Origin of the sequence: Halobaculum halobium (assembly GCF_030127145.1) — an archaeon.
Classification (GTDB): Archaea; Halobacteriota; Halobacteria; order Halobacteriales; family Haloferacaceae; genus Halobaculum; species Halobaculum halobium.
On the sequence record NZ_CP126158.1, the window covers coordinates 428,355 to 441,286 of the forward strand.

General features: G+C 67.4%; 13 protein-coding genes. 8 read left to right on the forward strand and 5 right to left on the reverse strand.

From position 1 onward, the window contains the following. Positions 1-119: 119 nt before the first annotated feature. The 5 genes from P0Y41_RS02370 to P0Y41_RS02390 all read right to left on the reverse strand — a co-directional run bounded on the left by P0Y41_RS02370 (position 120) and on the right by P0Y41_RS02390 (position 4,361). Positions 120-1,349, reverse strand: coding sequence for a tripartite tricarboxylate transporter permease (locus tag P0Y41_RS02370; RefSeq protein ID WP_284062406.1), 1,230 nt, complete (start codon positions 1,347-1,349; stop codon positions 120-122). A 162-nt stretch (positions 1,350-1,511) separates the two neighbouring features. Next, a complete protein-coding gene (gene rpl12p / locus P0Y41_RS02375) occupies positions 1,512-1,859 on the reverse strand; it encodes a 50S ribosomal protein P1 (protein WP_284062407.1) in 348 nt (115 codons plus the stop codon). A gap of 18 nt (positions 1,860-1,877) precedes the next feature. Next, positions 1,878-2,927, reverse strand: coding sequence for a 50S ribosomal protein L10 (locus tag P0Y41_RS02380; RefSeq protein ID WP_284062408.1), 1,050 nt, complete (start codon positions 2,925-2,927; stop codon positions 1,878-1,880). Next, on the reverse strand, positions 2,924-3,562 hold the full coding sequence (locus P0Y41_RS02385) for a 50S ribosomal protein L1 (RefSeq protein WP_284062409.1): 639 nt from the start codon (positions 3,560-3,562) through the stop codon (positions 2,924-2,926). The genes P0Y41_RS02380 and P0Y41_RS02385 overlap by 4 nt, the downstream gene beginning before the upstream one ends. A 310-nt stretch (positions 3,563-3,872) precedes the next feature. Further along, positions 3,873-4,361: a 50S ribosomal protein L11 gene (locus P0Y41_RS02390; protein ID WP_284062410.1), complete on the reverse strand. Its 489-nt coding sequence runs from the start codon at positions 4,359-4,361 to the stop codon at positions 3,873-3,875. A 151-nt stretch (positions 4,362-4,512) separates the two neighbouring features. Here P0Y41_RS02390 and P0Y41_RS02395 point away from each other — a divergent pair, with 151 nt between their 5' ends. The 8 genes from P0Y41_RS02395 to P0Y41_RS02430 all read left to right on the forward strand — a co-directional run bounded on the left by P0Y41_RS02395 (position 4,513) and on the right by P0Y41_RS02430 (position 12,868). Then, on the forward strand, positions 4,513-5,490 hold the full coding sequence (locus P0Y41_RS02395; protein WP_284063322.1) for an aldo/keto reductase: 978 nt from the start codon (positions 4,513-4,515) through the stop codon (positions 5,488-5,490). Between the two features lie 76 nt (positions 5,491-5,566). Further along, positions 5,567-6,634 carry a TrmB family transcriptional regulator gene (locus tag P0Y41_RS02400; RefSeq protein WP_284062411.1) on the forward strand — a complete coding sequence of 356 codons (1,068 nt, stop codon included), beginning with the start codon at positions 5,567-5,569 and terminating at the stop codon, positions 6,632-6,634. Between the two features lie 195 nt (positions 6,635-6,829). After that, entirely contained in the window at positions 6,830-8,314 is a 1,485-nt protein-coding gene (locus tag P0Y41_RS02405; protein ID WP_284062412.1) for an extracellular solute-binding protein, read from the forward strand. A gap of 55 nt (positions 8,315-8,369) precedes the next feature. Beyond that, the gene (locus P0Y41_RS02410) at positions 8,370-9,377 is read left to right on the forward strand and encodes a carbohydrate ABC transporter permease (RefSeq protein WP_390214687.1); all 1,008 of its coding nucleotides are present in this window, start codon (positions 8,370-8,372) and stop codon (positions 9,375-9,377) included. Next, positions 9,374-10,339 (forward strand): carbohydrate ABC transporter permease, encoded by a 966-nt coding sequence (locus tag P0Y41_RS02415; RefSeq protein ID WP_284062413.1) that lies wholly within the window; start codon positions 9,374-9,376, stop codon positions 10,337-10,339. Before P0Y41_RS02410 ends, P0Y41_RS02415 begins: the two co-directional genes overlap by 4 nt. A gap of 4 nt (positions 10,340-10,343) precedes the next feature. Further along, positions 10,344-11,522, forward strand: a complete 1,179-nt coding sequence (locus P0Y41_RS02420; protein WP_284062414.1) for an ABC transporter ATP-binding protein — start codon at positions 10,344-10,346, stop codon at positions 11,520-11,522. Positions 11,523-11,524: 2 nt separating this feature from the next. Then, on the forward strand, positions 11,525-11,719 hold the full coding sequence (locus P0Y41_RS02425) for a DUF8005 family protein (RefSeq protein ID WP_284062415.1): 195 nt from the start codon (positions 11,525-11,527) through the stop codon (positions 11,717-11,719). A gap of 66 nt (positions 11,720-11,785) precedes the next feature. Next, positions 11,786-12,868 (forward strand): Gfo/Idh/MocA family protein, encoded by a 1,083-nt coding sequence (locus P0Y41_RS02430; protein ID WP_284062416.1) that lies wholly within the window; start codon positions 11,786-11,788, stop codon positions 12,866-12,868. Positions 12,869-12,932 lie beyond the last annotated feature (64 nt).

The window sequence follows — 12,932 nt, forward strand, 5'->3', positions numbered from 1 at the left end:
TGTCTTTCAGCCGGCGTGAGCGACGTGTCGCGCCGCGAATCCGTGTGGATCGCTGTCGTGCGGTCGGGACCGTCGGCCGCGAGATCGCCGCCACAGTACCGCCGGGATCCCGGACTCGCTCATGCAATCACGAGCGGCCCGAGCAACACGCCCATCAGGTGGACTCGCCGACAGCCGAGCCGAACGGGGACGAAGCCGACCGCAGCCGCCGCGACCAACACGGCCAACCCGATCGCCCCGGCGAACGCGACGGACAGCGCCGCCAGGCCGACCAGCACGGCCGCGACGAGGGGGCCGTGCGGGACCGCGCCGACGATCCTGAGCGCGGCGTCCCCGAGCGACACCACCGCAACTGTGCCGACCGCACCTGCGATCAGCGCCGCGGCCAGTAGCGGGAGGAGCGCCGCCGGAACCCCGGCGTCGTCGAGCGCGACGAGCACGCCCGACCGCGTCGCGTCGAACGACCAGTACGCGAACAGCGCGAACACCGCGGTCGCCGTGTTCGCGCCGCTGGTCGCGACCACGTACTCGCGCGCCGGGTCTCGTCCCGCGGTCGCCGGCAGCGCCAGCACGGCCGCGACGCCCGCGGAGACGCCGGGCAGGTAACCGACTGCGGCGCCGCCGCCCGCCCCGGCGGCGGCCGCAGCCGTCAGGTCGCGACCGGACAGTCCAAGTCGCGCGTCTGCCTGCGGCGGGACACCGGCGCCGCCGAGCGCATCGACGAGGACGGGAACGCCGAACAGTCCGGCGAACAGCGGGGCGAGCATCCCGCCGGCCGACACCAGCGGATCGGGCTGGGCGTCGAGCGTGACCAGTCCCAGCGCGGTCGCGAGCGCGAACGAGCAGGCGCCCGCGATCCGGCGCCGCTTCGTCGACTCCGTGATCACGAGCAGCAGGGCCACCCCCCCGAGCACCACCGGCAGCCACGCGCGCAGGTGCGGATACGCGACGCGCATCCCCCGCGTGACGACGGCTGCAGCGGGAAGCGCGATCGCGAGCGCCAGTCCCGATCCGACCGCCGAGAGACGCATCGCCTCGCGTCCGCGGCCCTCCAAGACGAGCGTGTGCCCCGGAAGCGCCGCGGCCGCCATCGCGGCGTCGGGAACCCCGAGCGCGAGCGACGGCACAACGTCGAGGAACGTGTGGGCGACGCCGGCGGCCACCATCGCACAGCCCAGCGGGACCGGCGGAGCGTCGAGCGCGGGCGCGGCCGCTGCAAGCAGGAAGGCGAAGTTGTTCGCGTGCAAGCCGGGTATCAGCCCGCTGCAGCAGCCGAGCGCGCACCCGGCGAGCGTGTACGCGAGCAGGGTCGTTCCGGCGGGCGAGACGGCGGCAGGAAGGGGGGTCACCGGGACGCAGTGGCGCCGTCATCTCGTTTTAACCCTCGGCAACCGAGTAGCTGGTCCAACCGTCGGTGGCGGCCGTCTCACCGGCGCGGCCGCTGGCGGTCAGCGTCGAAAGAACTGTGAGCGCTGGTCGAGCCGATCGAGACGAGGTGACTGCCTCCGGCGTCAGCCGAAGAGCTCGCCCAGGCCCTCGCCCGAGCCTTCGTCGTCGTCCTCGTCGTCGTCGGCAGCCTCTTCGGCGGCCTCCGCTTCGGCCTCCTCGTCGTCGCCGTCGTCGGCCTCCGCCTCGTCGGCGGAGCCGTCGGCGGCGCCGCCCGCGGCGCCCGCGGCGGGCGCGGCGGCGGCCGTCTCGATGGCCTCCTCGATGTCGACGTCCTCCAGCGCGGCCACGAGGGCCTTCACGCGGGATTCCTCGACGTCGACGCCGGCGGCGTCGAGCACCGCGGTGACGTTGTCTTCGTTGATCTCCTCGCCCGTCTCGTTCAGGATGAGTGCAGCGTAAACGTATTCCATGGTCCTGTGTAGTGTGTCTTATCCGAACATCGCGCCGAGGCCCTCGGCTCCGTCGCCGTCGTCGTCATCGTCGTCGGCGTCGTCGGGCTCGGCTTCCGTGTCCTCGTCGTCGCTCGATTCGTCTTCCTCCTCGGCCTCGGCCTCGGCGGCCGGCTCGGGCGCGGGCGCCTCGACGCCGCGGAGCTCCTCAGGGAGCGCCTCGTCGTCGTCGATGGCGGCCGCGAGCGAGCGCAGCTGCGCGTCGGCGCGCGTCACGAGGTCAGGCATGAGTTCCTCGTCCTCGATGGCGGCGAACAGGCCGACGGACTTCGCCTCGCCGGCGGCCTTGCCGAGCAGGGTGCCCGCGGTGCGGGCGGTCGGGTAGGCGGCGTTGACCGAGAGGTTCCGCGCCGCCGCCGCGGCGGACTGGACGTCCGCGCGGTACTCGTCCACGTCGATGGCGAGTTCCTCGGGCTCGAACAGGACGCCGTCCGCGAAGACGGCGCGCAGGTCCAGGCCGACCTCCTTCGGCTCGATGCCGAGCTCGCCGAGCACGTTGGCGAGTTCGGTGGAGACCGCCTCACCGGCGTCGAGCACGTGGGAGTCGGACATGACCTTGATCGACCCGCCGTCGATCCGGGCGTCCGCGCCGACCTGCTGGAGTTCGCCGACGAACGGGCCGGGGTCGACTCCCGTGTCACCCTCGGGGATGACGACGTCGTTCGGGGCGATCTCGCCCGCGCCGATGGGCGCGGAGGTTTTCGACGCCTCGAGCTGCTTGTACAGCCCGAAGGGGTTGTCGTCGGTCCCGATGAGACCGACGTGGCCGGAGACGAACTCGGTCAACCCTTCGGCACCCTCGTCTACCTCGTCGAGCGCGCGCTCGATGAGCGTGTTTCGGGACATCCGCAGCGCGGCCCGCCCGTGCAGGTCGCGGCGCATGTCCTGAAGCTGCCGACTCGGGATGCCCGTGAGGTCGACGACGCCGACGGCGTCGTAGGAGCTGACGAACTCGGTCAGCTCTGCGACCTCCTCGCGCTTCCACTCGGGGATGGTCTCGGTCTTCCGCTCTTGGGCGGAACTGCTCATACGGGTACCTCCACGGACGGCCCCATCGTCGTCTTGACGTAGATGCCGTCGATGTTGAGCGGCCCCTTCTCGAGGTCCGCTTCCAGGCGGCGGACGATCACGTCGATGTTATCGCCGATCTCGTCGGCCGTCATGTCCTCGGCGCCGACGCGCGTGTGGAACGTGCGGCGGTCCCGGGACCGAATCTGGACGGTGTTTTTCATGCGGTTGACGGTTTCGACGACGTCGTCGTCGGGCTGGAGCGGCGTCGGCATCTTGCCGCGCGGCCCCAGAATGCGCCCGAGGTTGGACGCGACGTCCTGCATCATGTCGGCCTCGGCGATGAAGAAGTCGGTCTCATCGGCGAGGTCCTTGGCGTCGTTCTCCTCGGACGCGAGGTCCGAGAGATCGTCGCCCGACAGGACGTCGTCTGCGACGTCTTCCGCACGGAGGGCTGTCTCACCCTCCGCAATGACGACGATTCGCGTCTCCTGGCCGGTGCCGGCCGGAAGCACGACTTCGTCATCAACTCGATTCGACGGGTCGTTGAGGTCCAAGTCCCGAAGGTTGATCGCCAAATCCACGGTCTCGCGGAAGTTGCGAGGGGGGGCGTCCTCCAGTGCTTGGGATACTGCGTCCTCGATTGAATCTGCCATTTTTCACCTCCGTAGTACGCAGGAATGCTCCTACGGGTCAGTGAAACAGGCGTACGCCTGTCTCACCGTCGAATCCGCCCACGCGACACTTAAGACCGTCGAAGGGGCGAGCGGCGCGAGAGCCGTTCGCACGGCCCGCCGCGGCCGCGCGTGCCCCCGGCCAAACCAGGGCCGCCCGGGCGGCGAGTGTCGGCGGCACGGTCGCGGAGGCGGTTGGCGTCGATGGGTCGCCGCCGCCGTCGCTGTCGGAGACGCGGTCGCGAACCGACCGCCGAACCCGGCGGCCGGAGACGAGAAGTGGAACCGGTGGTTACGCCGTCGCTTCCTCGGCGAGGACGTCGTCGTACTCGCCGGCGTCGACGCGGTCGTCGAACGTCCGAGCGTCCTCGCCGTCGATGGTGACGCCGAGGGAGGCGCACGTGCCGCCGACCTCCTTGGAGGCGGCCTTCACGTCGTACGCGAGCAGGTCGGACATCTTCTGCTCGGCGACCTTCCGAACCTGTTCGACGGACATGTCGGCCACGAAGTCCTTCTGAGGCTCGCCCGAGCCCGTCTCGAAGCCGACCTCGTCTTTGATCAGTTCCGCCGTCGGCGGGACGCCGACCTCGATACTGAATGAGCCGTCGTCGTCGTACTCGACGGTGATGGGCACTTCCATGCCGTCGAACGCGGCGGTCTGGTCGTTGATCTCGGAAACGACCGCCTGCACGTCGACCGGCGTCGGACCGAGCTCGGGACCGAGCGGCGGGCCGGGATTGGCCTGGCCGCCGGGAACGAGCACTTCGATGGTTCCAGCCATACGTTCGGATTCCCCGTCGCGTCGTTTAAGGATTGTCTTTGCGACCGCTTCCGGCGGCTGCGTGGGTGGTATCCGCACGCACTCGGGGTCGAGACCACGCCCGCTTATCCGCCGCGGCGACGCCGAGAGAGCCATGCCGGAATCCGACTCGATGACGTACACGACACTCGGAGACACAGGCGTGGACGTGTCGCGGTTGTGCCTCGGCTGCATGAACTTCGGGAGCGAGCGACCGTGGATGATGAACGACCGTGACGCGAGTATCGATCTGATTCACGAGGCGCTCGATCACGGCATCAACTTCCTCGACACCGCGAACGTCTACTCGACCGGCGAGAGCGAGGATATCGTCGGCGACGCCGTCGCCTCCGCGAACCGCGACGAACTCGTCCTCGCAACCAAGGTGTTCGGCGAGATGCGCGACGGCCCGAACGGTTCGGGGCTCTCCCGGAAACACATCCTCGACCAGGTCGAGGCCAGCCTCGATCGGCTGGACACCGACTACATCGACCTCTATCAGATCCACCGATGGGACGACGACACGCCGATCGAGGAGACGCTCGCGGCGCTGGATCGCCTCGTCGAGACCGGCCGCGTGCGCTACATCGGCGCCTCGACGATGACCGCCTACGAGTTCACCAAGGCGCTCTACACCAGCGACATCGAGGACTACAGTCGGTTCGCCTGTATGCAGCCCGAGTACTCCGCGGTCGCGCGCTACGAGGAGGCGAACTTGCTGGAGGTGTGCAACCGAGAGGGCGTCGGCGTGATTCCGTGGTCGCCGCTGGCCGGCGGCTTCCTCACCGGCAAGTACGAGCGCGAGGCCGAGCCGACCGAGGGCACCCGCGGTGCGGCCTCCGAGTCGGTTCGAGGGTACTTCACCGAGGAGAACTGGGCCGTGCTCGACGCCGTCCGGGACGTCGCAGCGGAGATCGACGCCACGCCGGCGCAGGTGGCGCTCGCTTGGCTGCTCGAACGGGACGTCGTCACCGCGCCGATCATCGGCCCGCGGTCGAGCGACCACCTCCGGGAGAACGTCGACGCTGTATCGGTCGACCTGAGCGACGAGGAGGCTGCGCGCATCGAGGCCCCGAAGACGCCCCGATGGCCCGCCCCCGGGAGCGACTGAGCCCTCGCGGGCACGTGCGGGCGGTTCGGGCGCTCGCAGGCGGTACGGTTTTCACTGAGCACCACAGCCACCCGTCATGGAGACCGAGTCGCTCGTCGAAACGCTGGAGGCGGCTGGCCTGTCGCCGTACCAGGCCGAGGCGTACGTCGCGCTGCTGGAGTTGGGTACGGCGTCGGCGACCGACGTGGCGGATTCGAGCGGCGTCCCCGCTCCCCGGATCTACGACGTGTTGCGGACGCTCGAGGAGCGGGAGTACATCGAGACGTACGAGGCCGGCTCGCTGCAGGCACGTGCACACAGCCCCTCGGTCGTGTTGGACGACCTCCGGAGCCGGGCCGGCCGACTGGAGGCGGCCGCCGAGGAGGTGGAACAGCGGTGGGAACAGCCCGAGTTAGAGGCCGGCGGCGCGAGCATCGTCACGCGGTTCCGGACCGTCATCGAACGCGCGGAGACGTTCATCGAGGATGCGAACCACCAGATCCTCCTGTCGACGACGACCGCGAACCTCAGACGCCTCGCCCCGGTGCTTCGTGACGCGACCGATCGCGGTGTCTCGGTGCGTGTCTCCGTCCACACAGACGAGGCCGACGAACACCCGGACACGTCGCTGTTCGAGGACCTCTGTGTCGAGGCGCGCCACCGCCCGCTCCCCGCGCCGTTCGTCGCGCTCGCCGACCGTCGACAGGCGTCGTTCGCCCACCACCCCGACTCGTACGACCGCTACGGGGTGCTCGTGAACGACCGGACGCACACCTACGTGTTCTACTGGTATTTCCTCACGACGCTGTGGGAACCGTGGAAGACGGTGTACGATGCGACAGAGTCGGGGCTTCCGACCGAGTACCTCGACGTGCGCCACCTCGTTCGCGACCTCCGGGAACTGGGCTGGCGGGAGACCCCGATCCGCCTCCGCGTCGACGGCTACGAGACAGACACCGGCGAAGAGTGCACCGTCGAGGGGACTGTCGTCGACGTCCGCGTCCCGTTCGCCTCGGAGGCCGACACCGGCTTCGAGTTGGCGGGGCAGGTCACCGTCGACCTCGATGCCGACGGCGAGCACGTCAGCGTCGGCGGGTGGGGGGCGATCGTCGAAGACGTCGAGGGAACGAGACTCACGATCGTCGACGCGCCCCGCACCGACTGACCACGTTCTCCCGGGACATCGACCGACAGTGTGAGGCAGTCGGGAACGCGGATTCCGCCGTATCACGACTTCGCGAGCGGGTGCGTCGCCGATCGAACGACCGGACAGCAATCAGAGGCACTCGGCGCGCGTTGTTAACAACTACTGTTGTAAAACCCATAGCCTATATTAATGATTGTTCCCTATTTCTCCCTGATGTCTAACGACAAGACACGGAACGGGGTATCGCGGCGGGACTACCTCGCAGCAGCAAGCGGCGCGGGTGCGACGCTTGGGCTAGCTGGCTGTCTGGGTGGGGGCGACGGTGGCGGTGGGAGCGGGGGGCCGATCAACACCGAACCTCCTGAGGAAGATGTGACGATCCAGATCGCGGCCGACTCCAACTTCGCGAACGCGGCCGACGACATCGTGCAAACGCTCCGAGAGGACGGGGGACTCCCGGAGAACATCTCCATCGAGTTCCTCGCCGGGTCGTTCACCACCGGCGACCGGCGCTCGCAGTACCAACAGATCCTCTCGGCCGGTCAGGAGCGACCGACGGTCCTGATGATGGACAACGGGTGGACGATTCCGTTCATCGCGCGCGAGCAGTTGGCGAACCTGAGCGAGGAGCTGCCGGCGTCGATCACGGATCAGGTCCAAGAGAACTACCTCTCGAACATGGTCGCGACGGCCCAGAACACCGACGGCGACCTCTTCGGTATTCCGCTGTTCGCGGACTTCCCGACGATCCAGTACCGCAAGGACCTGATGCGGGAGGCCGGCTACACCGACGAGGACTTCGACACGTGGGCAACCGAGCCGATGACGTGGCAGGAGTTCTCCTCGGTCGTTGCCGAGACGGTGGAAGCCACCGACGTGGACAACGGCTTCCTCTGGCAGGGCGCCTCCTACGAGGGCCTGTCCTGCTGTGACTTCATCGAGTTCATGGGCTCGCACGGCGGGTCGTACTTCGGCGAGTTCGAGAACTACTTCGGACCGATCGGCGACCGACCGATCACCGTCGACGAGGAGAACGTCATCAACGCGATCCGCATGATGCGGACGTTCATCAACGGGAGCGAGGACGAAGTCGCGCTCGATGGGTACGCCGACATCTCCCCGGACGCGGTCGTTCAGTACACGGAGGAACCGTCGCGCGAACCGTTCACGAACGGCAACGCGGTTGCGCTGCGCAACTGGCCGTACTCGATCAACATCAACGGCGCGGAGGACGCCTTCGGCGAGGATCTTGGGGTCATGCCCATCCCGTATGCGGTCACTCAGGAGGACTCCCCCTACGAGTCCATCGGTGGGAGTACCTCTGCACTCGGCGGCTGGCATCTCACCCTGAACCCGAACGCGACGGAGCCGCGCAAGCGGGCCGCGCTGCAGCTGTTCCAAGCGCTCCAGGTGGACGAGGTCCGCCTGCGCATGTTCGAGATCGGCGGGTGGACGCCGCCCATCGCTGATCTGATCAACACCGATCGCACCCAGGAGCTCGAGCTCATCGGCCGCTACGTCGACTCCCTGCAGGTCGCCGGCGAGAACGCGCTGCCGCGGCCGGTCACGTCCGTCTGGCCCCAGCAATCGACGCAGATCGCCAAGGAAGTCAACGCGAGCCTCCGAGAGCAGAAGACGCCGACGGAGGCGATGACGGCCCTGAAGGAGTCCCTGGAGTCGATCGAGAGCCAGGCGTAACAAAGCGGCCCCATACACTTATTAGCACAATAATGTACAACTGCTACCAAGTGTCATGACTACCGAACAACAGGCGGGCGAGTCCCCTCGACGCGAACGGTCGGGAGTATACGTCGAGACCGTCCGGTGGATGGAGAACCTCTCGGAGACGCAGTACGCGTATCTCCTCTTGACACCGGCGTTGCTGCTGCTGGCCGTGATCGCGTTCTGGCCGCTGTTGTCGACGTTCAGGCTCTCGTTGTTCGCCGACAGCTTCGGCGCGGCGAACGTCGGGTCGTTCGTCGGCGTCCAAAACTACGTGGGGATACTCACCGGAGAGCGCTCGGCGCTGCTTCCGTCGCCGTTCCTGCCACAGAACCTGACGGTCAGCGCCATGTTCAACAGCGCCCTCGCGGTGACACTGGTGTTCACGATCATCAGCGTCTCCTTCGAGACGGTCATCGGGTTCGTGCAAGCGCTCGTCCTCGACCAGGAGTTCAGGGGCCGACGTTGGGTCCGGGTCGCGATCATCCTTCCGTGGGCGATCCCGATCGTCGTCCAGGGGATGATCTTCTTCCTGATGTTCCAACCGAACGTCGGCTTCCTCGTCGGGACCTCGGATAACCCGGCGCTGTTGAACCAACTCGGGCTGCTCACGACGACGCCGCTGGCGAACGCCCAGGACGCGACGATGATCGTCATCGTCGCCGACATCTGGAAGACGACGGCGTTTATGGCGTTGCTGATCCTCGCCGGGATGCAGTCGATCGACCGGAGCCTCTTCGACGTGGCGAAGGTTGCGGGGGCGTCACCGTGGCAGCGGTTCAAGTACATCACGCTGCCAATCATTCTGCCGACGGTGCTGGTCGCGATGCTGTTCCGTACCATTCAGGCGATGCGTATCTACGGGCTCATCGAAACCGTCGCGGGATGTACGACCGTTCCCTCGCTGTCGTGTCTGGTGGTGACGACGTTCAGCAACCGGATGCTCGGGTCCTCGGCGACCATCGCGTTCATCACGGCGGCGATCATCGGCGTCGTCGTCTCAGTGTACATCATCGGCTACGCGAGAGGTGAACTATGACCGACGGCGATACTGACACTCGGACGACCGGTACCGGACCGCGCACCGACGGCGGCGTCGCGGGCGACGCGGAACTGACGCGGGGACCCCTCCAGCGGTGGGTCGGAAAAGTCATCAAAGACCCCGAGCGCGCATACCGCGCGATGTTCTACGTCGCGACGATCTTCTTCCTGCTCACGACGCTGTTCCCGTTCTACTTCCTGCTCGTGCTCGGCGTGACCCCCGAGAACGTGCCGCTGGGCGTCTTCCCCGCGGCGGTCGACTTCTCGGTGTTCGTCGAGGTGTTCCGGCAGATCAACTTCCTCCGGTACATGGTGAACAGCCTCGTGCTGGCGCTGTCGACGACAGCGGTCGTCCTGCTGCTGTCGAGCCTCGCGGGCTACGTGTTCGGCCGGCTGGAGTTCCCCGGACGCACGCCGCTGATGCTGATCGTGCTCGCGATCAGCTACTTCCCGCCGGCGGCGTTCTTCGTTCCGCTGTACCGGCTGTTCACGGGGAACGTGATCCCCGGCCTCACCCTCTACAACACGCCGGGGGCGATGATCCTCCCGTTCAGTTCGCTGTTCATGCCGCTGTCCATCTTCATCCTCACGACCTTCTACGGGCAGATCCCGGACGGGTTGGAGGACGCCGCCCGAGTCGAGGGAACGACGCGGCTGGGCGCGCTGTTCAGGGTCATCATTCCGCTGTCGGCTCCCGGCGTCGCGACGGCCGGCGTCTTGACGTTCATCTCTGTCTACAACGAGTTCTTCTTCAGTCAGCTGATGAACAACGGCCAGCCGGACAACTGGGCGCCCATCGTGGGCGGGCTGCTGAGTCTCCAGCGCGCGGGGCAGTTCGAGGTGACCTACGGCATCATGGCCGCCGGCAGTATCATCGCGGTGGTGCCGGTCGCCATCCTCGTCGTTGTCGCACAGGAGAAGATCGTGAGCGGACTGACGGCCGGTGCACTCAAGGAGTAAGACAATGGCACGAGTTCAACTCAAAGACGTGACGAAACGGTACGAGGACGTGACAGCGGTCGAGGCGATGAACCTCGACATCGAGGACGGCGAGTTCATCACGCTCGTCGGTCCCTCGGGCTGTGGGAAGTCGACCACCATGGAGATGATCGCGGGACTGACGATGCCCAGCGAGGGCACCGTCAACATCGGCGACCGCGACGTGACGACGCTCCCGCCGAAGGACCGCGGGATCTCGATGGTGTTCCAGAACATCGCGCTGTTCCCGCACATGGACGTGTACGACAACATCTCCTTCGGGTTGCGGCTGCGCGACTTCGAGAAGGACGAGATCGACCGCCGGGTCGAGGAGGCGGCGAGCGTCGTCCAGATGGAGGGGATGCTCGACCGGATGCCCGACGAGATGTCGGGTGGACAGCGCCAGCGCGTCGCCATCGCTCGCGCCATCGTCCGTCAGCCGGACGTGTTCCTGATGGACGAGCCGCTGGCGAACCTCGACGCGAAGCTGCGCGTCCACATGCGGACGGAGCTCCAGCGGCTCCACAAGGAACTGGACACGACGATCATCTACGTCACCCACGACCAGGCGGAGGCGATGACGATGTCCGACCGCATCGCGGTCCTCAACGAGGGGGAGCTTCAGCAGTTCGCGGCGCCCCTGACCTGTTACAACGAGCCGGCCAACGAGTTCGTCGCCGGCTTCATCGGGTCGCCGGCGATGAACTTCACCGGCGGAGAGGTCACCGCCTCCGGCTTCACCTCGCCGCACTACGAGGTGAGCTTCGGGACCGAAACCGTCGCACTCGGCCCCGGAGACGCGGTGACGCTCGGCGTTCGTCCGGAGGACGTGTACCCGGAGGAGTTCGTCGACGACGCGATCGACCCGACCGAACTGATCGAGGCCGAGGTCGACGTGCTCGAGCCGATGGGCGATCAGATCTTCGTGTATCTCATGCTCTCGGAGGATGCGGGCAGCGGGATGGGCGGGGACGTGAGCGGGGACGACAGTCTCCTGATGAGCGTCTCTCCGGACAGCACCATCGAAGAGGGAGATCACATCAACGTCGCGCTCGACCGTCCGAAGATCCACCTGTTCGATGACAGCAGCGGCGAGGCGCTCGTCCACGGCGTCGCGCAGACGCCGGGCGCGAGCGCTGAATCGCAGGGAGAGGAGGCCGAGTAAGGGTGGTCGACACCCTGTACCTCGCGGCGGTGACGCTGCTGTTCGTCCCGTGGGCCTACGGGCTGTACGCGCTGGCGCGCGACGGGAAGAACCGGTTCCTCCCGCTCGCCCGGCAGTACCTGCGCGGGCGCCGCAACCTCGAAGAGCAGGCGGAGGCGGAGGCCGAGCGTGAGGAACAGGAACGACAACTATACTGACCCCCTTCCCCTCCATCCGGACATGATGTATTACTCGATATCGAGTAGTATCCCCGAGGTGCGGCGATGACGCTCGTCGACGGCTTCGACCCGTCCGATGTCCGCGTCGGCATCGTCGGCCTCGGCGGCATCGGCCACCATCACGCAGAGCGCTTGGAGTCGCTCGGCGCTGATCTGGTCGGCGGGATGGACGTCGACGCCGGCGCGCGCGAGCACTTCGTCCACGAGTTCGACGCGCACGCGTTCGAGGACGCCGGCGAACTGTACGACATGGTCGACGCCGTGTTCATCACCACGCCGAACCGGTTCCACGAGGAGTACGCCGTCTCCGCGCTGGAGTGGGGACTCGACGTGCTGCTGGAGAAGCCGCTGGCACACACCCTGGAGTCGGCCGAGCGGATCGCCGAGGCCGCCCGCGAGGCCGAGGGGATCTGCATGGTCGGGTTCAACAACCGCTTCGCGGCGCCCGTCGAGGTGCTGAAACACTATCAGGGGGAGGGGCGCTTCGGGGACGTGACCCACGTCGAAGCCAACTACGTGCGTCGCCGGGGCGTCCCCGGTCGCGGGTCGTGGTTCACGACGAAGGACGTCTCCGGGGGCGGCAGCCTCATCGACATCGGCGTCCATGCCATCGACCTGGCGCTGTACTTCCTCGACTTCCCGGAGATCGTCGAGGTCTCCGGGGTTGCGCGCTCGGAGTTCGGCGGCCGCGACGACTACACCTACATCGACATGTGGGGCGACGACTCGGGCCCGGAGGACTTCGACGTCGACGACTCGGTTTCGGCATTCATCCGCACGGCAGACGGCGCGACCGTCTCGCTGGAGGCCGCGTGGGCGACGAACCGCCCTGAGAACAACGACTTCTTCGTCCGCGGAACCGAGGGCGGCGCGCACTTCGACCGCGGCAGCGGCGAACTCACCCTGTTCGAGAACGGCGTCGGCGGCGGCCACCACCTGACGGACACGGCCGTCGATACGCGCGAGGTGGACACCCACCGCGCCGAACAGGCGGCGTTCCTCGAGGCGGTCGCGACGGGCGAGGCGCCGAGCCGAAACTCCGTCGAGCAGGCGCTGACGGTCCAGCGCGTCATCGACGGCATCTATCGCTCGACCGACGATGGGCGGGCGGTCCGGATCGACGAGTAGGCGATCGCCCCGCCTCCGACGGCCGTCCCGTTTTTCAGCCTTCGAAGTGAACCCGGCAGCGATG

Excerpts from the sequence above, each read along its gene's own strand:
- P0Y41_RS02385 (WP_284062409.1), bottom strand. The coding sequence starts at position 3,562 with ATGGCAGATTCAATCGAGGACGCAGTATCCCAAGCACTGGAGGACGCC.
- P0Y41_RS02380 (WP_284062408.1), bottom strand. The coding sequence starts at position 2,927 with ATGAGCAGTTCCGCCCAAGAGCGGAAGACCGAGACCATCCCCGAGTGG.
- P0Y41_RS02415 (WP_284062413.1), top strand. The coding sequence starts at position 9,374 with ATGACCGACGGCGATACTGACACTCGGACGACCGGTACCGGACCGCGC.
- P0Y41_RS02390 (WP_284062410.1), bottom strand. The coding sequence starts at position 4,361 with ATGGCTGGAACCATCGAAGTGCTCGTTCCCGGCGGCCAGGCCAATCCC.
- P0Y41_RS02420 (WP_284062414.1), top strand. The coding sequence starts at position 10,344 with ATGGCACGAGTTCAACTCAAAGACGTGACGAAACGGTACGAGGACGTG.
- rpl12p (WP_284062407.1), bottom strand. The coding sequence starts at position 1,859 with ATGGAATACGTTTACGCTGCACTCATCCTGAACGAGACGGGCGAGGAG.
- P0Y41_RS02405 (WP_284062412.1), top strand. The coding sequence starts at position 6,830 with ATGTCTAACGACAAGACACGGAACGGGGTATCGCGGCGGGACTACCTC.
- P0Y41_RS02410 (WP_390214687.1), top strand. The coding sequence starts at position 8,370 with ATGACTACCGAACAACAGGCGGGCGAGTCCCCTCGACGCGAACGGTCG.
- P0Y41_RS02395 (WP_284063322.1), top strand. The coding sequence starts at position 4,513 with ATGACGTACACGACACTCGGAGACACAGGCGTGGACGTGTCGCGGTTG.
- P0Y41_RS02400 (WP_284062411.1), top strand. The coding sequence starts at position 5,567 with ATGGAGACCGAGTCGCTCGTCGAAACGCTGGAGGCGGCTGGCCTGTCG.
- P0Y41_RS02430 (WP_284062416.1), top strand. The coding sequence starts at position 11,786 with ATGACGCTCGTCGACGGCTTCGACCCGTCCGATGTCCGCGTCGGCATC.